Source organism: Breoghania sp. (assembly GCF_963674635.1).
In the GTDB taxonomy this organism is placed as follows: Bacteria; Pseudomonadota; Alphaproteobacteria; order Rhizobiales; family Stappiaceae; genus Breoghania.
Map to the genome: position 1 here is coordinate 1,553,565 of NZ_OY771475.1, position 23,501 is coordinate 1,577,065.

A 23,501-nucleotide genomic window follows, 5' to 3' on the forward strand; every position below is an offset into this window, starting at 1 on the left:
GGCACCTTCCATATACGCTCTACTCAAGCGCCGCATCTGCGATAACCACTTCGCGTATTTCTATTATTGAAAATCGCACGACATATACTGTTTGACGCTGCGCCATCCGAATGCCAAACTCCCTAATGTATTCGACATATATAACGATGCGGGGAGGCATCGGGCGCACCAGATCGCAGTTCGGATACGGGAGGACGATTCATGGATCGCCGTTTCCTGACGGCGGCAACGGGGTCATTCGGCAGCGCTGGCCACACAGCTTGGCCCGGCCCTGCGTTGCCAGGTGATCTCATGCCGACGCTGCAGAACTCGCCAGCCGACCCGCGTTACGGGGCGTGCGACGCACTGCACCCAACAGGTGGCACGGCACAAACCCGGATCACCGCCGTCTCTGGAACTGACGCATCCACCCAAACGGCTGGCGCGAAAGCCCTCGGACAAGCACCGCATGCGATCGCGACAGCCCGCCTTCTCAGTCCCCAGAACGATTGGGTCGCCAGATGTCTTGCAATTTGCCGGACGACGGCTGAGCGCTCGCGCGAGATGAAACCCAGAATGGTCGGCCAAAGATGAGCGAACCGGACAGCACCATCAACGGCCCCGGCAAGAAGGGCATCACCCTTTTCGCGGTCGCCAGCATCGCCATTCGGTACTGGGCCATTTTCGGCGGCCTCCTGATTACCGCGCTGGTTCTCATGACAACCGCGAGCGTGGTTTCGGGTTTCATTTTCTCCAAGCCGTTTCCAGGAGACTTCGAACTGGTCGAACTTGGAGTGGCGGTCGCGGCTTTCACATTCCTGCCCTTCTGCCAGCTGACGGGATCGAATGTGACGGTGGACATCTTCACCGCGTGGGCTTCCGACCGACTGATCGATGGCTTCAAAATCATCGCTTCGCTGATTTCCGGGGCTTTCGCGACCCTGCTCATCACGACCATGTATGACGGGATGACCTATTACAGACAGTACAATGAGGTCACCCCGATCCTCGAAGTGCCGATCTGGTCAGTGTTTCCGCCCATCCTGTTCTCGCTCGCATTGCTGGTGCTGGCCTCGCTCATCACCCTTGTCGTGGCTGTCCGAGGCCTAGCCCGCCCGGCATCGCCACGCCCCACATCGCCGCGCCTGTGAACGGACGCATCCAGCTCCTCTTGAGACCAAGGCTTTCGAAACAAGATGGATAGCAGTCTCGTCATCGGCTTTTCCGGACTGGGCGTCCTGCTGGCGCTCATCGCCATCCGAGTTCCCATCGCCTATTCCATGATCCTTGTCGGTCTGGGCGGAGCCGCGGTCCTTTCCGGACCGCAGATCGTTCTCTATCAGCTCAAGGATCTCGCCTACGCGCAGTTCTCCATCTACGACCTGTCGGTGGTGCCGATGTTCGTGCTGATGGGCAATTTCGCCTCACGCATCGGGCTTTCGCGCGATCTCTTCAACGCCGCCAATGCGTGGCTCGGGCGGTTTCGCGGCGGGGTCGCGATGTCGGCGGTGGCCGCCTGTGCGGGATTTGGCGCGGTGTGCGGCTCTTCACTCGCCACCGCCTCCACCATGGGTCAGGTGGCGCTGCCGGAACTCAGACGTCTGAACTATGCCCCCTCACTCGCCACCGGCACGCTGGCGGCGGGCGGAACGCTCGGCATCCTCATCCCCCCCTCCGTTGTTCTCGTGGTCTACGCCATCATCGTGGAGGCGAATATCGTCACCATGTTCATGGCCTCGCTCATTCCCGGCCTGCTCGCCATGGTGATGTTCATGATCACCATCTCCATCTATTGCTGGTTCCGGCCCAATGCGGGCCCGGTCGGCGATCCGATGACATGGGCGCAGCGACGGCAGGCTACGGTTGCGGTCGTACCGGTTCTGGCGATTTTCGGCCTCGTTATTGGCGGCATCTATGTCGGGGCGTTCAACCCCACGCCGGCGGCGGCGGTGGGCGCGTTTCTGGTCGCGCTTTACGGGATCGCTCTGGGGCGCATGTACATGCGTACCTTCGTAGACGCCCTGCTCGACACCGCCAAGACAACCGGCATGATCTACCTGATCCTGTTGGGCGCTGAACTTCTCAAGATTTTCCTGGCCCGCGGCGGCGTTCCGCAGGCCGCCGCCGACGCGATGCTGACCAGCGGTCTCAGCCCCATTACGATTCTGCTGCTGCTCCTTCTGGCGCTCATCATTCTGGGCTGCCTGATGGACAGCCTGTCCATGATCCTGCTCGCCATTCCCTTTTTCTGGCCCGTGCTGATCGGGCTCGATTTCGGCATGGACGAGGAATCCTTGAAAATCTGGTTTGGTGTCATCGCTCTTGTGGTGGTGGAACTGGGACTGATCACGCCGCCGGTGGGGCTCAACGTATTCATTATCAACGCGATCGCGCGCGACGTGCCGATGAGCCAGACCTTCAAGGGCGTCTTCCCCTTTTTCCTGACAGAACTGGTGCGCGTGGCACTGCTGATAAGTTTTCCTGCGATCATTCTGTTCCTGCCAAACTGGCTCAGTTGAGCCGGGACACAGGAAACACGCCACCCGCGCCATCCGAATAGAGTTCTCTTCGTGAACAATTACCAATATATTTCACATATAGAAATTTGTACTTCTTTTAAAGTTTGACACCTCGCATTCCAGGCGGCAAACTTCAAACAATTACAATGTTGGCTCAGTGTTTTTCATAAGAGCCACGCGAGATGGGAAACATCCGCGAGCGGTCTGGCTGCATCGACCGACCGGCATGGGAAGGCCGGTATCACTTCGGGCGATCTGCAGGGACGACAACCGCACGCGCGTCACAGGGCGCCGCAGGCTCGGGAGAAGATCCGGGCTGGTTGCGGCGTGGGAGGGAACGTGGCGACACAACATAACAACTCGGTCGCGCGCGCTTTCGCGATCCTGGACCTTTTCAGCGAGTCCCGCCCGCATTTGAGCGCGGGCGATGTTGCGCAGGAATTGTCACTCAACAACGTCACCGCCCATCGTTTCCTGCACTCGCTGGAAGCGGCAGGCGCGCTCGTGCCGGTCTCGCGCGGGACCTATCGGCTGGGACATCTCTTCGTCGATCTCGCCCGCAGGGTGACCTCGCATCGTGCGCTTGCCGAAACCGTGCAACCGGTGCTCGACCGGGTGTCGGACCGGCTCAACGAAAGCGCCATGGCGACCGTGTTTGAGGGCGATACGGTGATCTGCCTGGCGACCACCGTGCCCAAGCGCCACCTCTTCGTGGACCTTCGTCCCGGCATGCGGCTGGAGGCCTATTGCACCTCGCAAGGCAAGGTCTGGCTGGCGAGCCTCGAGACCAAGACGCTCACCAAGCTTCTGGACCAGATGCAGCTCAAGGGCCTCACCTCGCGCACGATCACCAGCCGCGACATGCTAGAGCAGGAAATCGCGGCAGTGCGCGAGCAGGGCTATGCGATCAACGACGAGGAACGCGAGGAAGGCTTGCGCACCATTGCGGTGCCGGTCCTGGGGCACGACGGGCAGATGATCACGGGACTTTCTGTCTATGGCCCGGTCACGCGCATGAACAACGAGGCGCTCGAGCTTGCCCATGCCGCCCTGCGCGAGGCGGCGGACGAGCTTGTCGACGCCCTCTACGGTCGCAACGCGCGACGCCCCCAGACCCCACACCGATAGATAAGGCAAGAGCGGCATGGAACGCACTTTCGAAAGCGAGATCGAGCTTCTACGCCTCGGCGAAGGCGAGACTTTTCGCGGCGAAGGCATTCTCGCCATCACCAAGGGGCTGCTGCAATCGGGTGTGTCCTACGTGGGCGGCTATCAGGGCGCGCCGGTCTCGCACCTTCTCGACGTTCTCGTCTCCGCCCGCGGGCTGATGGGCGAGATGGGGATCCACGTGGAATCCTGTTCCAACGAGGCATCGGCGGCGGCCATGCTGGCGGCCTCGATCAATTATCCGGTGCGCGGGGCGGTGACGTGGAAATCCATCGTCGGCACCAATGTGGCCGCCGATGCGCTGTCCAATCTTTCGTCCGCGGGCGTGAAGGGCGGCGCGCTGATCATCATCGGGGAAGATTTCGGCGAAGGCGCAAGTGTCATCCAGGAACGCACCTACGCCTACGCGATGAAGTCGGCCATGTTGCTGGTCGACCCGCGCCCCAACCTTTCCTCCATGGTGGACATGGTGGAGCACGCCTTCGCGCTGTCGGAAGCCTCACACATGCCAGCGATGATGCAGCTCCGCATCCGCGCCTGCCATGTGCAGGGCGCGTTCACCGCGCGCGAGAATCGCAAGCCGGACCATGGCACCAACACGCCCTTTGCCGAACCGGCCGAGTTTTTCTACCCGCGCCTTTCCCATCCACCGGTGATCTACACCCACGAAGTGAGCAAGGTCTCGGAGCGCATTCCAGCGGCGCAGGACTACATCGTGGAGCACGGGCTCAACGAGCAGATTACCGGGCTTCGCCCCAGCCGGTTGGGCGTGATCTTTCAAGGCGGGCTCTACAACACCGTGACGCGCCAGCTTCAGGAAATGGGGCTTGCAGGGGCAGACGGCCAGCCCGACATCGACATGCTATGCCTGAACGTGACCTATCCGCTGGTGCCGAAAGAGATCGTGGAATTTGCCCGCGACAAGGACCGTGTCCTGATCATCGAAGAAGGCAATCCGGCCTATATGGAGCAGCAGATCCTGCGGCTCGTCGTCGATGCAGGGCTTTCCACGAAAGTCGACGGCAAGAACTACCTGCCGGAGGCGGGCGAATACTCAGGCGAAGTTCTGGCGGCGGGCGTGGGCCGCTATTTCTCAGATCACGGCGGCAATGTGCTGGATCTCGACGCCGTGCGACGCCGCCTGGACCATCTGGAGGGTGTTCGTGCCCGCGCACATGCCCTTGTCGCCACGCCCCTGCCCCCGCGCCAGCCGACATTCTGCACCGGCTGCCCGGAGCGGCCCGTCTTCGGTGCGATCAAGCTGGCGGAACGTTCCGTCGGCAAGGTCCATGTCGCCGCCGATATCGGGTGCCACGCCTTTGCGACCTTCGCCCCCTTCGATCAGGGCAATTCCATTTTGGGCTACGGCCTGTCGCTCGCCTCCATGGCTGCGGTGACGCCGATGCAGGAACGCCGCTCGCTCGCCATCATGGGGGATGGCGGCTTCTGGCATAACGGTCTTCAAACGGGCGTCGCCTCCAACCTCTACAACAAGGGCGACGGTGTCCTCATCATCATGAACAACGGCTACACCTCAGCAACAGGCCAGCAGGTGATCCCGTCGTCAAAGCACTCGGAAATCTTCGGCACCGGCGCGCGCATCGCGACCACACTGGAAGCCATGGGCGTGAAGTGGCTCAGGACCGTGCGCACCTATTCGGTGGAGACGATGGTGAAGACGCTGAAGGAGGCCGTCACCACCACCCAGAAAGGCCTGAAAGTCATCATCGCGGATGGCGAATGCATGTTGGCGCGCCAGCGACGCGAGCGGGCGGAAAAAGCGGCGGACCTGAAGGCAGGCCGCCGCGTCGAGCAGGCAAAATTTGGCGTCGATGCGGAAGTGTGCACCGGCGATCACTCCTGTATCCGGCTCTCCGGCTGCCCGAGCCTCGGTGTTGCGCCCAATCCAGATCCCTTGCGCAAGGACCCGATCGCGCAGGTGAAACAGGATTGCGTGGCCTGCGGGCTTTGTGGGGAAATGGCCCATGCGGCCGTTCTGTGCCCATCCTTTTATCGCGCGGCACGCATCCACAATCCGGGCTGGTTCGAGCGCAAGCTTCACCGTTTTCGTGCCCGCGTGATCAGCGCGATGGCCGGGGGCGGATCCGGCGCGGAGGCGGCCTGAATGGCGACGACAAGACTTCTCATTGCAGCGCTTGGCGGCGAAGGCGGCGGGGTTCTGACGAACTGGCTTGTCTCCGCCGCCGCAGCGCAAGGCTTGAAGGCGCAGGCAACTTCTGTGCCCGGCGTCGCCCAACGCACGGGAGCGACGACATACTACCTTGAAATCGCCGACGCCGATGACAGTGCGCGCGAACCGATTTTTGCCTTGATGCCGGTTGCAGGCGATGTGGATGTTGTGGTCGCCAGCGAATTGCTGGAGGCGGTGCGCATGGCGGAACGCGGCTTCGTGGTGCCGGAACGCACGTTTCTGCTTGCCTCCACCCACCGTGTCCTGACCATGCACGAGCGGATCGCACGGGGTGATGGCGCGCGTGACGCCTCAAGCCTGATGGAAGCCGCCGAACGCGCCTCGCGCGCGCGGGTCCTTGCCGACTTTGCAGCCCTTGCGAATGCCAAGGGCGCACCGCTCAACGCGGTGCTGCTGGGTGCAGTCTCCGGACTGAACCTCACGCCGATTTCAGCCAGCTCTCTCAGGCAGGCCATCGAGGCTGGCGGCATCGCGGTGGCCCGAAATCTGGCAGGCTTCGATGCAGGCTTTGCCGCCGGCGCGGGGATTGACGTTTCCGGGAAACCCCAGAATGGCGACACCACGACGCCGACGCCCCCCGTGCTGGCATCTCTTGAAGCGCGCATCCGCTGTCTGCCGGAAGAGGCCCGCGAGATCGCGCGGATAGGCGTGGCCCGCCTTGTCGATTACCAGAGCGAAGCCTATGCGGCGCTTTATCTGGACCGTCTTGTCCCCTTCGCCGACGATCCGGCGCTCCTGCGCGAAATGGCACGGCATCTGGCGGTTCGCATGTCTTTCGAAGACATTATCCGCGTTGCCCAACTCAAAACACGGGCCAGCAGGCTGGAAGCCGTGCGGCAGGAAATCGGCGTTGGCGCGGATGAGCCTTTCGAGCTCGTCGATTTCTTCAAGCCCGGCATTCCCGAAATCAGCGACATGCTCCCACCTTCGCTCGGACGGTGGCTGCGTTCATGGGCGAAGCGCCGCGGCATTCTGGAGACCGCGCATTTCGGCATGAAGGTGAAAACCAACACCATTCTGGGTTTTGGTCGGATCTGGCTGCTTGCAATGCTCAGGCGCTGGCGACCGCGTTCCTTGCGCTTTGGCGAGGAACAGCAGGCCATTGAGGCGTGGCTATCACTTGTCACGGAGGCGCGCGGCGTGTCCTCGGCTTTCGCGCTTCAAACCGCCGACCTCGCCAGACTGGTGAAAGGATATGGCGACACCTATCGCCGCGGGCAGGAAACCTATGAGAGGTTGGTAAGCGACATGGTGCGACCTGTCATCGAGAAGAAAACGTCCCCTGAGGATCCCGAAGCCCAGCTGAAGGGGGCGATTGCAGGCATTCTCGCAAGCCCGGCCTGATCTCAGCCATCGGCCCCTTCACCTTGCGGCGGACCGTAGAGCACGCGCAGGCCGTTGACGTCCCCCACTTGCGGGCCGTCGATCTCTTCCGAATAGCGAAAATTCATGATCTGGCCCGGGCGGACATAATGATCGAGCCCGATGGCGTGGCCAATCTCGTGGGTGAAGGTGAAACGCAGATCGTAGCCCGGGGCACCGTCACGCGTTCCGATTTTCCAGTCCCGCTCCGGGTTCAGGCAGATTGCAGATTTCTCGATGCTGGCGATTTCAGAGCGCGGCGGCACGACGGGTTGCGGCTCCGTTGTCGTGGCTGAATCCAGGCCCATCTCTCCGGCAGCGCCTCTGCGGTCAGCTATCCGGCGATGCGTCCTGACATTGGCGAAGGCATAGCCGCGCGGGGTCACTTGCGCGCCAATGAGGATATCGGCGGCCTGCGGATCGTCGATGCGTTCGAAAGTAATTCCGGCAACGCCCACCCACTGATCGAAGGCCGCTTTTGCCTGCATTTCGATTTGCCGAGAAGAGAGCCCGTTGCGCGCGGCAAGGCCATCGAGCCGATCGATGTTCTTGCAGTTGCGCGCCCCCAGATCGCTATAGGTGGCATCGGCAAAAGCATAGGTGACATGGGCAGGCGTTCCGAGGCGGGTTTCCCCCCATTTGACGATCTGACCGTCGATACGCAGGAGCGTGTATTGCGGCCCGGCGACGGCCCGCCCGCCCAGCGTTCCAGCTCCGGCAATGATCAGCACAGCGGCAGCCAATCCCGCCAGCTTGCCTTGAAGCCCCCGATTCACAAGTGCCTTGTTCAAATGCGAGATCCCCTTCTTCGATCCTGCAGCGCTCCCTGTCAGAGCAGGCATGATCGAAGGATAGGGATGAGAAAAAGGCGCAGGCAAGCCGTAACAAGCCCCATGCGGCATCGTGAATCGCCGCCACCGGCTTGAGACAACTATTTGATCAAAAGCGCGAAAAGCACATATTACCGTATCCGGCAGTTTTTCTCCCTGACGGAAAATCCGCGCCTATCGCAAATTTGCAACGCCGAATGCGGGCATATCTCCCACCACCCGGCGCCGCGAAAAGCTACCAGTCTAGCGAGATGTACTGAGTTTCAAGGAACTCCATCAATCCCTCATGCGATCCTTCGCGTCCGATTCCAGACTGCTTCACCCCGCCGAAGGGGGCTGCCGGATCGCTGACCAGACCGCGATTGAGGCCCACCATGCCATATTCCAGCCGCTCGGAAATCGCGAGGCCACGCTTCATGTCACCGACAAAGAGATAGCCGACCAAGCCGTACTCTGTGGCATTCGCAAGTGTGATCATCTCGTCCTCATCCGAGAAGGCCTGGATGGCGGCGACGGGGCCGAAAATCTCCTCAGCCACACAACGGCTGTCAGGCGAGACGTTGGCCAAAACCGTGGGCGGATAGAAATAACCCGGCCCCTCCGGCACCTTGCCGCCGGTCAACACTGTCGCGCCGCGTCCCACCGCATCCTCGACGAGCTCGGCGACCTTGTTGCGGGTGTCCGCATTGACCAGCGAGCCGACTTCCACGCCCTCCTCAAGGCCATTGCCCATCTTCATCGCCCCCATGCGGGCAGAGAGCTTTTCGGCAAAGGTGTCATGGACGGCCTCGTGAACGAAGAAACGGTTGGCCGCGGTACAGGCCTCGCCGATGTTGCGCATCTTGGCGAGGATCGCGCCTTCCACCGCCTTGTCGATATCGGCGTCCTCGCACACGATGAAGGGGGCGTTGCCGCCAAGCTCCATTGCCGGATTGACGACGTTGTCGGCTGCACTTTTCAGCAATGTGCGGCCCACTTCCGTGGAACCGGTGAAGGAGATGACGCGGACCCGCGGATCATGCAGCAACGCATCGACGATCTTGCCGGAGGAACACGAGGGGACGACATTGACGACACCTGCCGGAACACCCGCTTCCTCAAGCACCGACATCAGGGCCAGCATGGTGAGCGGGGTCGCGGAGGCAGGCTTCACGACCACCGGGCAGCCGGCAGCCAGTGCCGGACCGATCTTGCGGGTGCCCATTGCGATGGGAAAATTCCAGGGAGTGACGAGGACCGCAATCCCCGCAGGCTTGTGCTGGACGAGAATGCGCGCGCCCGACGCGGGCGAGTGCATCACCTCGCCGCGATTGCGCACCGCCTCCTCCGAATACCAGCGGAAGAACTCCGCCGCATAGGCGACTTCAGCACGCGCATCAGATAGCGGCTTGCCGTTTTCAAGCGTAATCAGGCGCGCGAAACGCTCCTTGTCCGCCATGATCAGTTCCCACGCGCGGCGCAAAATCTCGCCGCGTTCGCGCGGTGTGCGCGCCGCCCAGTCGGCAAAGGCTGCTTCTGCCGCATCCACCGCCGCAATCGCGTCCTCGACAGTCGCGCTCGCCACGCTGGCAAGCAGCGTCTGGTCGGCGGGGTTCGACACATCAAAGCGCTCACCTGCGCTCCCTTCCACCCATTTGCCGCCGATAAAAAGGTCGCTCGGAAGGTTGCGCGTGGTCTGCTCGTCCATTTCCCTCTCCCCTGTATCCGGCTTGTATCCGGATTTCTCTTGCGCGAAAGCTCTATCCCGGGCCCAGCTGATGCTGGGCGGCCCTGCCCGCTCCCGGACAGCTTCCGGCTCCGACAGCTATCATGATAGGCCGGCCGGAGAGCCTGATGGTAGAGCGCTGTTGGACCAACGCGGGCACCCAGGCGTGCGTTCCGCATACCTGTCGCCAAGGCTCTCAGCCGGAGCGGCGAATTCTTCGCCAAAGCGACCATCCGCAACAGCATCTGCGATAACCACAACACTTCCCCAAAGCATAAATCGCAATATTAATATGCTTAGATATGTATATTCATGAGAATTTTCCGCCCACGGAGATAATAGACATTTTTGACGCAACTGCTACGATAGGTTGCGTTGGGAGGAAATCTTGCAGGATTTTTCAGGTGCCTTTTTCGAGGCGTTTCGGCTTGTTGCGCGGTTAGACCCGGATCTGATGGAGGTCGTGGGGCTTTCGCTGCGGGTGAGTCTCAGTGCGGTCCTGATCGCCGCTGTCATCGGCATGCCGGTAGGCGCATTGCTCGCCGTTGCTCGTTTTCCGGGTCGCGGCATGGTGATTGTGCTGCTCAATTCCCTGATGGGCCTGCCGCCTGTCGTGGTGGGGCTGACTGTCTATCTTATGCTCTCCAATGCCGGACCGCTTGGCGTCCTCCAACTTCTTTATACGCCGACCGCCATGGTCATCGCGCAGGCGCTGCTGGTCACGCCGATCATCGCCGCGCTGGCGCGTCAGACGATCCAGGATCTTCACGGCGAATATGCCGATTACCTACACATGCTCGGGACGGGCCCCCTTGGCATGGTCGCGACGCTGCTGGTCGATGCCCGTCACAACCTGCTGACAGCCCTTCTTGCAGGATTTGGCCGCGCGATCGCGGAGGTGGGAGCCGTCATCATCGTGGGCGGCAACATCAATCACGTCACCCGCGTCATGACGACGACCATCGCGCTGGAGACATCGAAGGGAAATCTGGCGCTGGCCATGGGGCTCGGCATTGTTCTCATTGCCATCGCCGTCGCGATAAACGCGATGCTCTCCGGCGTGAGGGCAACAGCGGCGCGGGCCGCCTATGGTTGAGGGGGCCAGCATGCTTGAGCAGGAGCGGATCCTGGCACGCTCGGATGCCCCATTGGGTGGCCGTGATGAGGCTTCAGCTGCCATTAAAATCGACCGGGTGACACACCTGCCCGACAACACGGCTCGCATCGCACGGACCGACGACGCGCTCCGTGATCCGGGGCCGGGACCGGACCAGTCCCGCGCCCATCCCTCCGTCCTGCCCATTGCCGCGCACGGACTTTCGCTCAGGCGCAACGGACGCCCGCTGATCGACGGGATCGACCTGATCGTGAACGGTCGGGGCATCACGATGGTCATGGGACCGAACGGGGCCGGCAAGAGCCTGCTGATGAAGCTTCTGGCCGGCCTCCAGAGACCTGACGCGGGCATGGTGAATTGGGACGGGCGCGCACCCGACCGTGCCCGTGCGCCACGCATCGGCTACGTTTTCCAAAAGCCCGTAATGCTGCGCCGGTCTGTGCTCGGCAATATCATGCATGCGCTCAAGGCCGTCGGCGTCGCACGCGCAGAACGGAGGTCGCGCGCCACCCAAGCGCTGACGCGCGGTCGCCTTGAGCATCTCGCCGCCATGCCCGCTCGGCTTCTTTCCGGCGGAGAGCAGCAGCGCCTTGCGCTGGTGCGCGCGCTGGCAGCCCGACCTCAGCTTCTGCTGCTGGATGAACCAACCGCCAATCTCGACCCCGCCTCCACGGCGGGCATCGAGACGCTGGTGCTGGAAGCGGCGCGCGCTGGCACCCGAGTTCTCTTCGTCAGCCACGACAGAGGCCAAGTGCGCAGGCTCGCCGATGAGGTGATCTTCATGCACGAGGGAAAGATCGCCGAGCGCAGTTCCGCCGACGCCTTTTTTGAAAACCCGAAAAGCCCGCTTGCACGCCATTTCCTTGAAGGCGGCCTGCTGGTCGATGAAACGCATAAACAGATATTGGAGGGGGAAACCGTCACATGACCATCCTGACAAGACGTCTCGCACTTGCCGCAATCGTGGCCACCGTCAGCCTCGGCCTCGGCGCCACGAACATCGCGACACCGGCGCGCGCGGCAGATCAGTTCATCATCGTCCAATCAACGACATCCACGCAGAACTCCGGCCTGCTCGACTACATCCTGCCGAAATTCCAGGAAAAAAGTGGCATCCAGGTGCGTGTCGTCGCCGTGGGCACCGGACAGGCGATCAAGAACGCGGCCAATGGCGATGGCGATGTCCTTCTGGTCCACGCCAAGGCATCGGAAGAAAAGTTCGTGGCCGCGGGCGATGGCGTGAAGCGCTATGATCTTATGTACAACGATTTTGTGATCGTCGGACCGTCGAACGACCCGGCCGGTATCGAGGGCTCAAGCGACGTCATCGCGGCTTTGCAGAAGATTGCAGAAACCGGCTCCAAATTTGCCTCTCGTGGTGATGATTCCGGTACCCACAAGAAAGAAAAATCCTTGTGGAAGGCGGCCGGCGTCGATCCGGAAACCGCCAGTGGTGGATGGTATCGCGAAACCGGCTCCGGCATGGGCGCAACGCTCAACGCCGCCATCGGGATGGACGCCTATGCGCTGACCGACCGCGCCACATGGATCTCCTTCAAGAACAAGGGCACATTCGAAATCGCGGTACAGGGCGATGACAAGCTCTTCAACCAGTATGGCGTCATTCTGGTGAACCCTGAAAAGCACCCCAATGTGAAGGCGGAAGCTGGCCAGGAATTCATCGACTGGCTGCGCTCCGAGGAAGGCCAGAGCCTGATCGCCTCCTACAAGGTGGACGGCCAACAGCTGTTCTTCCCCAATGCGGACAAGGGAAGCATGTGAGCGTCCATCCCGCGCCGCTTATCATCGAGACAAGCGGATAAATCCAAGGCCGCCGACAGCCCTGTCGGCGGCTTTTTTTTCTCTCCGCCTCAAGCAGTCTCAGGATCCGCAGCATAGGGCCAATAGGAACCTGCGCGTCCATCCTTCGAGATTGTTCATACAACATCTAACCTAGATTTGATCACCTCGCGCCGCTGCCGACGCCCCCAAGGATCGCGCCTCGCAAAGCACTGATATTTATACAACTATCGAGACATATTCGGTGCATTTTCTCCCTCTTTGTTCTGCATTCGGAAAGAGAAAGGGACTCAATCTTTTCAAATATGACGCAGTGCCATTGACGCCTCGCGATCCATCGCGTTCGATAATTGCAGTGGGAGTATTTTGGGGACAGGGTGACAGGTGACGGGGTCGTCTGGCGCTCTGAGAGGGAGAGCCGTGAAAACCCTCGTCACAATGACGTTGGCTTGCATGATTGCTCTGACAGGCGCCGCTTCGTCCGTCAGGGCACAAGCTGCGACGGGATCACCTACCGATACGGTTTCGGTCGTCGCGCAAGATCCTGTGACCGAGGGCGACCCAGCCCCGCGCGAAACGTTGCGCTTCGTGATCGGTCACAATCCCCCTTACTCGACTTATGATCAAACCGGCATAATCGACCGGTTGCTGGTCGAGACCTTCCGGCGTGCGGGGATAGGCCTTAATCTTCGAAAGGTTCCCCTCGGGCGGGCAGGCATTCTGGTCAATTCCGGCGTTGAAGACGCCTGCGGACCGCGTATTGCCGCTTTTTCGAAACATTTTCCCAATCTGGTTCGGGTGGATGAACCGGTCATCACTTTCGAAATGGTGGCCTATACGAACCAACCAGGAATCGACGATTTCAGCCAAAACAATCAGGCAGGCTATACTGTCGGGCACGTTTTTGGCGCGATCATGCTGGATCAGATCGTAAAGGGGTTTTCCGGAACGACCATGAAGTTGCGCAACCCCAGGCAGGTGCTACAGCTCTTGCAGCAGGGGCGCATCGATATCGCAATCGCCGAACGCTGGACAGGGCTTGAGATCATAAAATCGCTCAAGCTCAAGGGTGTCCGGGCGCTGCCCACACCGCTGCAACGCAAGCCCGCCTATTTCTTCATCCATCGTGATTACGCGCATCTGGCTCCGCGGATCGCGCAAGCCTTAGGCAGCATCAAATCCGATGGCACTTACGCGAAGATAATGGCCCGGTCCTTGAGCGCGCTTCAGCAAGGGTTTTGAGAACCGGGGCGATTCTCTTGCCTGCTAACCAAGCCTTGCGTTCATGTCTCATCTCTTCCCGTCGCCGTTTTTTGTCGCAGGAGAGAATCAGCGCCGTCTATCGACGCAAAAGTTCTCATCGAGCCAGGACAAGCGAAACAGCCGGTCGCGCAAGCCTGCCAGCGCATGGCAGCAGACACGTCAAATCCCCGCACAAGACTGTTTTTGTTGCGCGAAAACCTTGCTCTTGATGTCGTTTCGTGGCTGATAAGACCCTTTCAGCGACGCCGTCTCGGCGCCCACACCCAGAACGGAAGAACGCCGCCTTGGACAACCCTACCAGACGCGCCCCTCTCTGGCTTTCTTCCCGAGTGTATTTTCACAATCGCGCAACTGATAGATCCTAAAGGTCACCCCTGAAACACCGTTCCTGCTCCTTCTCTGGATTGGCCGAGACGCAGCGAACCAAGATTACGGTAGCCATGCCCTCGTCTGATATCTCCATCATTGGTTACGCTGTCCGGCTCCCGCAAGCCGCCGACGTTTCGCAATTCTGGTCCATGCTCGACGAGGGCCGATGCGTTGTCACAGAGGTTTCCGAAGAACGCTGGCCGCGCGCGCGCTACGGCCACTCGCGCGCGGGCACGAAGGGGCGTTCGATCACATGGTCGGCCGGCCAGATCGACGATCCGTGGGATTTCGACCCCGCCTTTTTCGGTATCTCGCCACGAGAAGCGGTTCAGATCGACCCGCAGCAGCGACTTCTGCTTCAGGTGACCTGGGAGGCTCTGGAACAGGGCTCGATCCGCCCCAGCGATTTGGCGGGAAGCCGCACGGGTGTCTATGTCGGGGCCTCCGCGCTCGACTATAGCCAGCGTTTCCTGCTCGACCCGGCGGCCGCAGATCTGCAATTCATGACCGGCAATACGCTGTCGATCATCTCCAATCGCATTTCCTATATCTATGATCTGCGCGGGCCGAGTTTCACGGTGGACACGGCTTGCTCCTCCTCTCTGGTGGCACTGCACGAGGCGAGCGAGGCGCTGCGCGCCGGGCGCATCGACACGGCGATCGTGGCAGGCGTCAACATGTTGATGAGCCCCTTCGCCTTCATGGGTTTTTCCGCCGCCTCCATGCTGTCGCCAGCTGGGCTGTGCCGGGCCTTCGATGCGGCGGGCGACGGGTATGTGCGTTCCGAAGGTGCTGCGGTCATCGTGCTGCGCACCGCGCAAGCGGCGCAGAGCGCGGGCAACCGATCCTTTGCGAAACTGATCGCGACCGGTCTCAATTCCGACGGGCGCACCGTCGGCATGTCGCTGCCTTCGTCTGAATCCCAGGGCGATCTGCTGGAGACCATCTATCGTGAGCACGAGCTTGATCCGCGCGATCTCGCCTTCATCGAAGCACACGGCACCGGCACCCGGGTGGGAGACCCGGCGGAAGCCTTCGCGCTCGGCAACAAGCTTGGCAAACGCCGTGAGGCGCCGCTTCCCATCGGTTCGGTAAAGACCAATATCGGCCACCTTGAGCCTGCCTCCGGACTGGCCGGGCTCGTCAAGTCGATGATGGCGCTGGAACATGACCGTTTTCCCGCGTCACTGCATTTCGAGACGCCGAACCCGGATATTCCCTTTGCCGATCTCAACCTGGCCGTCGCACGCGAAGCTGTCGCGCTGGAACGGACGGGCAAGTTGCGGCTTGCGGGCGTCAACTCCTTTGGTTTCGGTGGCACAAACGCCCATGTGGTGATCGCCGATCCCGACCCGGTGAGGGAAAGTGTGCCGCCGCGCGATGGCCCGCTTATTCTGTCGGCACGCAGCGAGGCCGCGCTCAAAGCGCTGGCGGCACGTTATGGCGACCATCTTGCCGCCTGCCGGCCGGAGGACCGCACCCGCATCGCAGCTTCCGCCGCTTATGCCCGAGATCCGCTGGAACATCGCCTCGTCGTTCTGGAGAAAGATCCGGAAGCTCGGGTGGAGGCCCTTAAGGCCTTTGCCGCAGACAAGCCCGTTTCCGGTGCGCGCGATGCCCTTGTGTCAGGCTCCGGCGCCGCTGGGGTGGAGCCGGTCGTCTTTGCCTATACGGGCAATGGCTCGCAATGGGCGGGCATGGGAACAGCAGCCTATCGCGACAACGCGGACTTCCGCGCGGCGTTCGACCGGCTGGACCGCAAGTTCATGAGCCTTTCCGGCTGGTCGCTGGTCTCCATGCTCTATTCCGCCGATCTGGAAAGCGAGATTGAGCGCACGGAGATAGCGCAGCCCCTGTTGTTTGCGGTCCAGATCGCGCTGACGGAAGCGCTGGCGGCAAAGGGTGTGACGCCGGATGCCGTACTTGGCCATTCGGTGGGTGAAGTGGCGGCCGCCTGGGCTGCCGGAATGATCGACCTCGACGCGGCGGTGCGGATCATTTACGCCCGCTCAACCCATCAGGAAATGACCCGGCATCTGGGCGGCATGGCCGCGCTCCTGTTGCCGCCTGAGGAAGCGCGCGCAGCACTCGATGCGGCTGGAGCCACCGACATCGAGATCGCGGCGATCAACAGCCCGCGTTCCGTCACCATTTCCGGCCCCGGCGAGAGCCTGGACGCCTTTGCCGCCCATGCGCGCAAGAAGCGCCTTGCGATGCGCAGGCTGGCACTCGATTACCCGTTCCACTGTCATCTTGTCGATCCGATCCATGACCCGCTGATGGAGAGCCTCCAAGGGCTGACGTCCTCCCCGGCGAAGTGTCGTTTCGTCTCCACCGTGGACCCCAAGCGCCAGGATTGTGTGCTCGATGCGCAGTATTGGTGGGACAATGTCCGTCAACCCGTTCTCTTTGCCGAAGCGCTCTCAACGCTGATTGGGGAAGGCTACAAGGTCGTTCTTGAAGTCGGCCCGATGCCGATCCTCGGTTCCTATGCGCGCGATGTGCTGCGCGAGGCCGGCCAGAGCGCGACCGTCCTCTCCACCCTTGAGAAGCCGAAGAAGCAAGGGCGAGGCAAAGAGAACGAAGACGACGCGCTGAAAGGCGAGAGCTTCGCGACAAAGCCTGATCCGATAGCCCCCATCGCGGCCTGCGTTGCCGCCCATGGCGGGGCGATCGATCTGGCGCGCTTTGTCGGACAGCGCCCGGACATCTTCACCGCACTGCCCAGCTACCCCTGGCAGAACAAGCGCTTCTACCCCGAGGCAACGGAAGAAAACGTCCATATCTTCACCGGCCGCCAGTGGCCGCTTCTGGGGTTCCGGCTGCGCTCGGACCAGAGCGAATGGATGGCGACAATCGATACCGATACCCATCCTTTCCTCGGGGATCACCAGATCGACGGTTCCATCCTGATGCCCGGCACCGGGATGATGGAAATGGCTCTTCGCGCCGCCCGGTTGTGGTTCGATACAAGCGCCGTGGAAGTCCGCGATTTCGATATTCTGCGCCCTATCGTTCTGGAAGAGGCGCATAGCCAGACGGTGCGTGTGCGCATCTCGCCCGATGACAAGGTTCTGGAAATCGAGAGCCGACCGCGGCTCGACGGAGCCGACTGGTCGTTGAACGTGCGCTGCACGATCGCGAAAGCGCCGAAAGCCGGTGCAGCCGCGCGTATGGAGCAAGGCCCCGCTACCGGCTCCATGTCCGGCGATGAGCTATACAAGTTGGCATTGCACTATGGCCTCGAATATGGCCCGAGCTTCCGCCGGGCGGCGCAGGTGGTGCTTCATGGACCGATGGAGGCGAGCGTCACGCTTGCGCCGTCGCTGGTGCAAGAGCTGGACTTCGCCGTCGATCCGATGCTGCTTGATTCCGGCTTCCACGGATTGATCACGCTCCTTCATGCGAGCGGCGTCATGGGGGCCGATGTCAGCTTCCTGCCGGTGCGCATCGGTCGGTTCCGGCTTTGTGGAACGAGCCAGCCAGCAAGCGCGCGGATAAAGGTCTCCAAGGCCAATGCCCGCTCGGTGGAGGCTGCCTTCGAGTTCCTCGATGCCGAGGGCGCGCTGGTCGCGCGGCTCACCCAGTGCCGCTTCCGTTCCGTGGCGCTGAACCGGGCCGATCAACCAGACGATCTCGTCTATCGCACCATCGCCAGCCCATTGCCGCTCTCAGGCGCGGCGAGTGCTGCGGGCTCGCTGAGCGACACGGAAACGCGACTTATCGATACGCCTGTCGGCGGAGCGCGGGAGCCGGAAGAAGCATTGCTGCTCGTGGAAGCTCTGGCGCGTGCCATCTCCTTCGAGACGATGCGAGGGTTTGCGGATGAGGAAGGCGTCGTCTGCCTAAAGACCCTTGAGGCAGAAGGCCGGATCGCGCAAAACGCCATCGTCCTTTGCCACCGCTTGCTGGGCAATCTGGAGGAAGCGGGGCTCGCAGAACGGCTCCCCGACACCAACCGCTGGGCTCTGCCCGTGACAGAGGACACGCCCAGCGCGGCGGATCTCCTTCGCACCATCGCGCTGGAAGCGCCAGAGCGGATCGCCGAGATCGCACTGCTGTCGCGCCTTGATACCGATCTTGCCCGTCATCTCAGAAACGGGTTGCCGGAAAGCGTCGAGGAAGCCTTTGCAGCGCCCCTGCTGCAACACTTCCTGACCGGCTCGCCAACCTATGCGCCGCTCGGTCAGAAGCTCGTCGACGCCCTCACGCACCTCAGCGCCGCATGGTCGAAGCATGACCCCATGCGCGTGTTGCTTGTGGGCGCCGTGGACGGGGCGCTTGTTGGACAGCTGGCCAACGCGCTCGACCCGTCGAACGCGAGCCTCACCGTGACGGATTCCGACGAAGCGCATCTCTCGCGCGGCCAGCTCAATTGGTCCGGCGCAACCCATGTCTTTCATCACCCCTTGCAGACAATCCTCGATGATGGTGAGGAAGCCCATCGTTTCGATGTGATCATTGGCGCAAGCCTTCTGACGAACCTTGCGCAGACCACCTTCAGCGAACTGGCGTCGCACCTCGCACCCGGTGCTGTGCTTTTCGTCACCGAACCGGCCCCCTCGCCGCTTCTGGACATGGTATTCGGCATCAGCTCTGACTGGTGGCGCGACACCGCGGAGCCGGATCAGCCGGTTTCACGCCCCCGCACCCTCGATGAATGGCGCGATGCGCTGGAAGCGGCAGGCCTTGTTGACGTGCAAGGTGCGGAGCTTATCGCCCCAGGCACTGAGGCCGTGGCGCTTCAGGCCCGCACCCGCATTGGCGCACCAAAGGCGGAAGCTCCGACAGAAGATGGAAAAGAAAGGGTGCCCCCCCTCATCGTCCTGCATGATGAGACGGACCTATCCCGCGATGTGGCGAACGCGATTGTCGACGTGCTTGAGCGCGCAGGTCGAAAACCCCTGCTTCTTTGCGATGGGGTGGGCACGCCACGCCAAGTCGCGGACCTTGGACAAGCCGTCGAGATCATCCATCTTTCGGGGGCGTTTGCTTCCCAAGGCGATGACAACACCCTTGTACAGGCACGCACGCAAGGACTGGTGGAGCTTCTGAAGACCGCAGGCGCAACGATTTCAGGCCTCTGGCTGGTCGCTCCCGATGCAATGCAGTCCTTTGCGGGCGCGCGCCGTCATAATGCGGTGCAGGCTGCGATCTGGGCCTTCGCGCGGGTGGCGATGAACGAATTCCCCGAAGCCGGGCTTCGGCTTCTGGACATTTCCGCCGTGCTTGCGCCCGGCGAATTCGCCACCAGACTTGCGGACGAAATTCTGAACCCGAGCGATGAATGCGAGATCCTGCGTAGCATGGACACCCGGTCCGGCCTGCGGCTCCTCCATGGCGGGCTCTTGAGAAGCGATACATCCCTTTCGCATGGAGCCGAACTCGCCGCCTATCTGGACATCCCACAGCAAGGCGCACTGGATGGGCTCTCCTGGCAGACGGTCGAACGCCGGGCTCCGTCTGCGGGCGAAGTCGAAATCGAGGTGAAGGCAAGCGGGCTCAATTTCCGCGATGTGATGTGGGCGCTGGGCCTTCTGCCGGAAGAGGCGCTGGAAGACGGCTTTGCCGGGCCGACGCTCGGGATGGAATGCGCGGGCGTCATCACCCGTGTCGGCGAAGGCGTCACGGCCTTTGCTCCCGGAGATGCCGTCATAACCTTCGCACCGGCCTGTTTTGCGAGCCACGTTACGGTGTCGCACACCGCAATGGCCCCCATGCCGCGCGCGGTCAGCTTCACCGAGGCCGCAACGATCCCGGTCCCGTTCCTCACCGCGTATTATGCGCTTCTTGAGCTCGCGCGCCTGCAGCCGGGCGAAACCGCGCTCATTCATGGCGGAGCCGGTGGTGTGGGGCTAGCTGCCCTTCAACTTGCCAAGTGGCGCGGGGCGACTGTCATTTCCACGGCAGGAACACCCGAAAAACGTAATTTCCTGCGCCTTCTGGGCGCTGATCACGTTTACGATTCCCGTTCACTCGATTTCGCCGAAGAAGTGTTGGATCTGACGGACGGCGAAGGCGTCGACGTGGTGTTGAACTCGCTCTTTGGCGAGCCGATGGAGCGCTCCATCGAGCTTCTGAAGCCCTTCGGGCGCTTCCTTGAGCTTGGCAAGCGTGACTATTACGGCAACACCCGCATCGGCCTGCGCCCGTTCCGCCAGAACCTCACCTATTTCGGCATTGATGCGGATCAGTTGCTGACCCGCCAGCCGGACCTAGCCAAGCGGCTCTTCGCCGATCTCGTGGCTCTTTTCGACGAGGGCGCGCTTGCACCCCTTCCCTATCGCCGGTTTGAGGCGGGCTCCGTTGTGGAAGCGTTCCGCGTGATGCAGCAGTCCGGCCATATCGGCAAGATCGTGCTTGGCCCACCGGCCGCACCTGACGCGCCACCTGCGCGCACAGAGCTCGATTTCTCGGGCGATAAGACGCAAGTCATCGTTGGCGGCTTCGGCGGCTTCGGCTCGCAACTGTTGCGCTGGCTGGCAGCCAACGGCGCGCGCCATCTGGCTGTGATCGGACGTTCGGGTGGTGCGAGCGAAGCGGCTCGCGACGTCATCGCAGCCCTTGAATCTGAGGGCGTCGAGGTTCGTGCGATTGCAGCTGATGCGACCGATCGCGATGCGGTGGCGCAAGCCCTTGACGGCGTTCGTGCCGACATGCCGCCCATTGCGGGTGTCTTCCACACCGCCATGGTGTTGCATGATACGCTGATCACCAATCTCGATGCCGACGGGATTTCCCGCGTCCTTGCGCCGAAAGTCGCCGCTGCTGATCATCTCGATGCGCTGACCGCCAATGACCCGGTGGAGGTCTTTGTGATGTTCTCCTCCGCAACGACGCTTGTGGGCAATCCGGGGCAGGCCAATTACGTGGCCGCGAACGGCTATCTGGAGGCGCTCGCGCGCAGACGCCGCGCCGATGGAAAGCCGGGCCTTGCGGTCGGCTGGGGCGCCATTTCCGATGCGGGCTATCTGGCGCGCAATGCGGATGTGAACGATCTGGTGGCCCGCAAGCTCGGCCGCCATGCGCTTGCAGCACACGAGGCGCTGGAAGGACTCGGTCAACTTCTGTCACTGCCGAAGGCCGATCAGCTGAATCCGGATTTGGCGGCTATCGGTTATGCGCGCATCGACTGGGCGCAGGCACGGCGCGATCTGGCGCTTCTGAACACCCCGCTTGTCTCCCGTCTTGGCCTCGGTTCGGGAGGCGACGGGCTGGAGGAAGGCGCAATCGACCTTGCAGCCATGCTGGAAGGACTTGATGCCGCAACAGCGGTCAAGACCGTCGGACGTTTGCTGTCTGTGGAAATCGGACGCATCCTGCGGATCGCGCCGGAAGAAATCGACACACACAAGCCGTTGTCCGATATCGGCATGGATTCGCTGATGGCGCTGGAATTGCGCATGGCGTGCGAGCGCCAGCTGGGCGTCGATATTCCGCTGATGTCGCTTGCAAACGGAGCGACGCTGAACGACCTTTCCGCGCGCATCGTCAAGCGGGTGCGCGGTGAGGATCTGGCGATTTCGGGGAATGTGGAATCTCTGGCCAGCCAGCATCTGGGGGGAGATGCGGAAGAACTGGACAGTGAGGCTGCCGCGGGACTGGCTGCGAAGGTGGAGGCTTCGGGCCGGAATGTCGGCAAGTTGCTGAACTAGGCCGGAGCGACAGCACCGGGGATGCAAGGACGACTTCCATGACGGACAAACGAGGCTTGGGCGGGCTATCCGGCGGTCAGCGTGACAAGCTCATGCAATCGCTGCGCGCAGGGCGCAAACAGCCCCAGGAAAGCCGCCCCGCCGCTCCCCGGCGCGTCCAGACTGCACCCGCTTTTGATTTCGGCACCCTTCCCGAGGTCAAGCAACTCAAAATGCAGCGCGCGGCCGCCGATATGATCGGGCTCGAGAACCCTTTCTTTCGTCCGCATGATGCAACCGCGGGGTCCACGACGCTCATCAACGGGCGGACCTTGGACAATTTCGCCTCCTACAACTATCTGGGCATGAGCGGGCACCCGCAGGTTCTGGAAGCCGCGAACGCGGCCATCGCGCGCTATGGCACCTCCGTTTCCGCGAGCCGCGTTGTGGCAGGCGAGCGCCCGCTGCACCGCGAACTTGAGGCCGCTCTTGCGCGCCTTCATGGCGTTGAGGACGCGGTGACCTTCGTTTCCGGTCATGCCACGAATGTCTCCACCATCGGACATATGATGGGAACCGAGGATCTCATCCTCTCCGACATGCTTATCCACAACTCCATTGCCGAAGGCGCGCGGCTATCAGGCGCGAAACGGCTGAACTTCGCCCATGGCGATCTCGACATGCTGGAACAGCAGCTCGCTTCCAACCGGCACCTGCACGATCACGTGCTGATCGCGGTGGAAGGGCTCTATTCCATGGATGGTGACTTCCCGGATCTGAAGCGGCTGATTGCGCTGAAGAACCGGTACGACGCCTGGCTGCTCGTGGATGAGGCGCATTCGCTGGGGGTGCTGGGTACGCATGGGCGTGGCATTGCGGAGGAGTTCGGGATCGATCCCACTTCCGTCGAAATGTGGATGGGAACGCTTTCCAAGACGCTCGCCTCCTGCGGAGGCTATATCGCTGGCTCCAGCACGCTTTGCGAATACCTCAAGGCGACAGCACCGGGCTTTGTCTATTCCGTCGGCATGGCCCCGCCGCTTGCTGCTGCCGCGCTTTCCTCCATCACCATAATGGAGCGTGAGACGGAACGTGTGGGGCGGCTGAAGGACAATGGCCACCATTTCCTGAAGGTCGCGAAAGCGGCAGGGCTCGATACCGGACCGTCCGCAGGCTATTCGGTCGTGCCGGTGATCGTGGGAGACAGCGTGCAGGCGGCGATGCTCGCCAATGCGCTTCTGGATGACGATATCAACGTGCTGCCGATCATCTTCCCAGCCGTAGCAGAGAAAGCGGCGCGGCTTCGCTTCTTCATCACCAGCGAACACACCCACGACCAGATCGACCGGGCTGTCGCGAAGACCGCAGAACGGCTCGCCACGATCCGCGCGGGCGGATCCGCCCTGAAGGCGCTGCTCAACAACGCACGCTGAACGATAGAGCGCCGGGGGCCAGACCAAGGGCAGACGCGTGTGGGGCCATCCTTCGGGATGCCCACTGAAGAGAAACGACAGGGCTCGTCTCGACGGAGAGGCGGCAGTCTC

General features: G+C 62.0%; 13 protein-coding genes. 11 read left to right on the forward strand and 2 right to left on the reverse strand.

Annotated elements, in window-relative coordinates; translation table 11 throughout:
- The first annotated feature begins 569 nt into the window (after nucleotides 1-569).
- From ABGM93_RS06865 to ABGM93_RS06885, 5 genes are all read left to right on the forward strand, one after another.
- A complete protein-coding gene (locus ABGM93_RS06865) occupies nucleotides 570-1,130 on the forward strand; it encodes a TRAP transporter small permease (protein ID WP_321504656.1) in 561 nt (186 codons plus the stop codon).
- A 45-nt stretch (nucleotides 1,131-1,175) separates the two neighbouring features.
- Nucleotides 1,176-2,498 (forward strand): TRAP transporter large permease, encoded by a 1,323-nt coding sequence (locus ABGM93_RS06870; protein ID WP_321504658.1) that lies wholly within the window; start codon nucleotides 1,176-1,178, stop codon nucleotides 2,496-2,498.
- Nucleotides 2,499-2,837: 339 nt separating this feature from the next.
- Nucleotides 2,838-3,626 carry an IclR family transcriptional regulator gene (locus ABGM93_RS06875; protein ID WP_321504662.1) on the forward strand — a complete coding sequence of 263 codons (789 nt, stop codon included), beginning with the start codon at nucleotides 2,838-2,840 and terminating at the stop codon, nucleotides 3,624-3,626.
- Nucleotides 3,627-3,642: 16 nt separating this feature from the next.
- Entirely contained in the window at nucleotides 3,643-5,790 is a 2,148-nt protein-coding gene (locus tag ABGM93_RS06880) for an indolepyruvate ferredoxin oxidoreductase subunit alpha (protein WP_321504664.1), read from the forward strand.
- Nucleotides 5,791-7,221, forward strand: coding sequence for an indolepyruvate oxidoreductase subunit beta family protein (locus tag ABGM93_RS06885; protein WP_321504666.1), 1,431 nt, complete (start codon nucleotides 5,791-5,793; stop codon nucleotides 7,219-7,221).
- 2 nt (nucleotides 7,222-7,223) lie between these two features.
- On the opposite strand, the gene ABGM93_RS06890 is transcribed toward ABGM93_RS06885, so the two are convergent.
- Nucleotides 7,224-8,030, reverse strand: coding sequence for a matrixin family metalloprotease (locus ABGM93_RS06890; protein WP_321504668.1), 807 nt, complete (start codon nucleotides 8,028-8,030; stop codon nucleotides 7,224-7,226).
- A gap of 274 nt (nucleotides 8,031-8,304) precedes the next feature.
- A complete protein-coding gene (locus ABGM93_RS06895; RefSeq protein ID WP_321504670.1) occupies nucleotides 8,305-9,756 on the reverse strand; it encodes an NAD-dependent succinate-semialdehyde dehydrogenase in 1,452 nt (483 codons plus the stop codon).
- 406 nt (nucleotides 9,757-10,162) lie between these two features.
- On the opposite strand from ABGM93_RS06895, the gene ABGM93_RS06900 reads away from it, so the two are divergent.
- The 6 genes from ABGM93_RS06900 to ABGM93_RS06925 all read left to right on the forward strand — a co-directional run bounded on the left by ABGM93_RS06900 (nucleotide 10,163) and on the right by ABGM93_RS06925 (nucleotide 23,390).
- The gene (locus ABGM93_RS06900) at nucleotides 10,163-10,870 is read left to right on the forward strand and encodes an ABC transporter permease (RefSeq protein ID WP_321504672.1); all 708 of its coding nucleotides are present in this window, start codon (nucleotides 10,163-10,165) and stop codon (nucleotides 10,868-10,870) included.
- Nucleotides 10,871-10,880: 10 nt separating this feature from the next.
- Complete coding sequence (locus ABGM93_RS06905) at nucleotides 10,881-11,819, forward strand: ATP-binding cassette domain-containing protein (protein ID WP_321504675.1); 939 nt, start codon at nucleotides 10,881-10,883, stop codon at nucleotides 11,817-11,819.
- A complete protein-coding gene (locus tag ABGM93_RS06910; RefSeq protein ID WP_321504680.1) occupies nucleotides 11,816-12,673 on the forward strand; it encodes an extracellular solute-binding protein in 858 nt (285 codons plus the stop codon). The genes ABGM93_RS06905 and ABGM93_RS06910 overlap by 4 nt, the downstream gene beginning before the upstream one ends.
- Before the next feature lie 438 nt (nucleotides 12,674-13,111).
- Nucleotides 13,112-13,933, forward strand: coding sequence for a transporter substrate-binding domain-containing protein (locus tag ABGM93_RS06915; protein ID WP_321504682.1), 822 nt, complete (start codon nucleotides 13,112-13,114; stop codon nucleotides 13,931-13,933).
- Between the two features lie 461 nt (nucleotides 13,934-14,394).
- Nucleotides 14,395-21,978 carry an SDR family NAD(P)-dependent oxidoreductase gene (locus tag ABGM93_RS06920; RefSeq protein WP_321504684.1) on the forward strand — a complete coding sequence of 2,528 codons (7,584 nt, stop codon included), beginning with the start codon at nucleotides 14,395-14,397 and terminating at the stop codon, nucleotides 21,976-21,978.
- Between the two features lie 38 nt (nucleotides 21,979-22,016).
- Nucleotides 22,017-23,390 (forward strand): aminotransferase class I/II-fold pyridoxal phosphate-dependent enzyme, encoded by a 1,374-nt coding sequence (locus ABGM93_RS06925; RefSeq protein WP_321504686.1) that lies wholly within the window; start codon nucleotides 22,017-22,019, stop codon nucleotides 23,388-23,390.
- Nucleotides 23,391-23,501 lie beyond the last annotated feature (111 nt).

What these genes read in the sequence shown, in the direction of transcription:
- ABGM93_RS06865 (WP_321504656.1), top strand. Translation starts at nt 570, where the DNA reads ATGAGCGAACCGGACAGCACCATCAACGGCCCCGGCAAGAAGGGCATC.
- ABGM93_RS06870 (WP_321504658.1), top strand. Translation starts at nt 1,176, where the DNA reads ATGGATAGCAGTCTCGTCATCGGCTTTTCCGGACTGGGCGTCCTGCTG.
- ABGM93_RS06880 (WP_321504664.1), top strand. Translation starts at nt 3,643, where the DNA reads ATGGAACGCACTTTCGAAAGCGAGATCGAGCTTCTACGCCTCGGCGAA.
- ABGM93_RS06885 (WP_321504666.1), top strand. Translation starts at nt 5,791, where the DNA reads ATGGCGACGACAAGACTTCTCATTGCAGCGCTTGGCGGCGAAGGCGGC.
- ABGM93_RS06895 (WP_321504670.1), bottom strand. Translation starts at nt 9,756, where the DNA reads ATGGACGAGCAGACCACGCGCAACCTTCCGAGCGACCTTTTTATCGGC.
- ABGM93_RS06905 (WP_321504675.1), top strand. Translation starts at nt 10,881, where the DNA reads ATGCTTGAGCAGGAGCGGATCCTGGCACGCTCGGATGCCCCATTGGGT.
- ABGM93_RS06910 (WP_321504680.1), top strand. Translation starts at nt 11,816, where the DNA reads ATGACCATCCTGACAAGACGTCTCGCACTTGCCGCAATCGTGGCCACC.
- ABGM93_RS06920 (WP_321504684.1), top strand. Translation starts at nt 14,395, where the DNA reads ATGCCCTCGTCTGATATCTCCATCATTGGTTACGCTGTCCGGCTCCCG.
- ABGM93_RS06925 (WP_321504686.1), top strand. Translation starts at nt 22,017, where the DNA reads ATGACGGACAAACGAGGCTTGGGCGGGCTATCCGGCGGTCAGCGTGAC.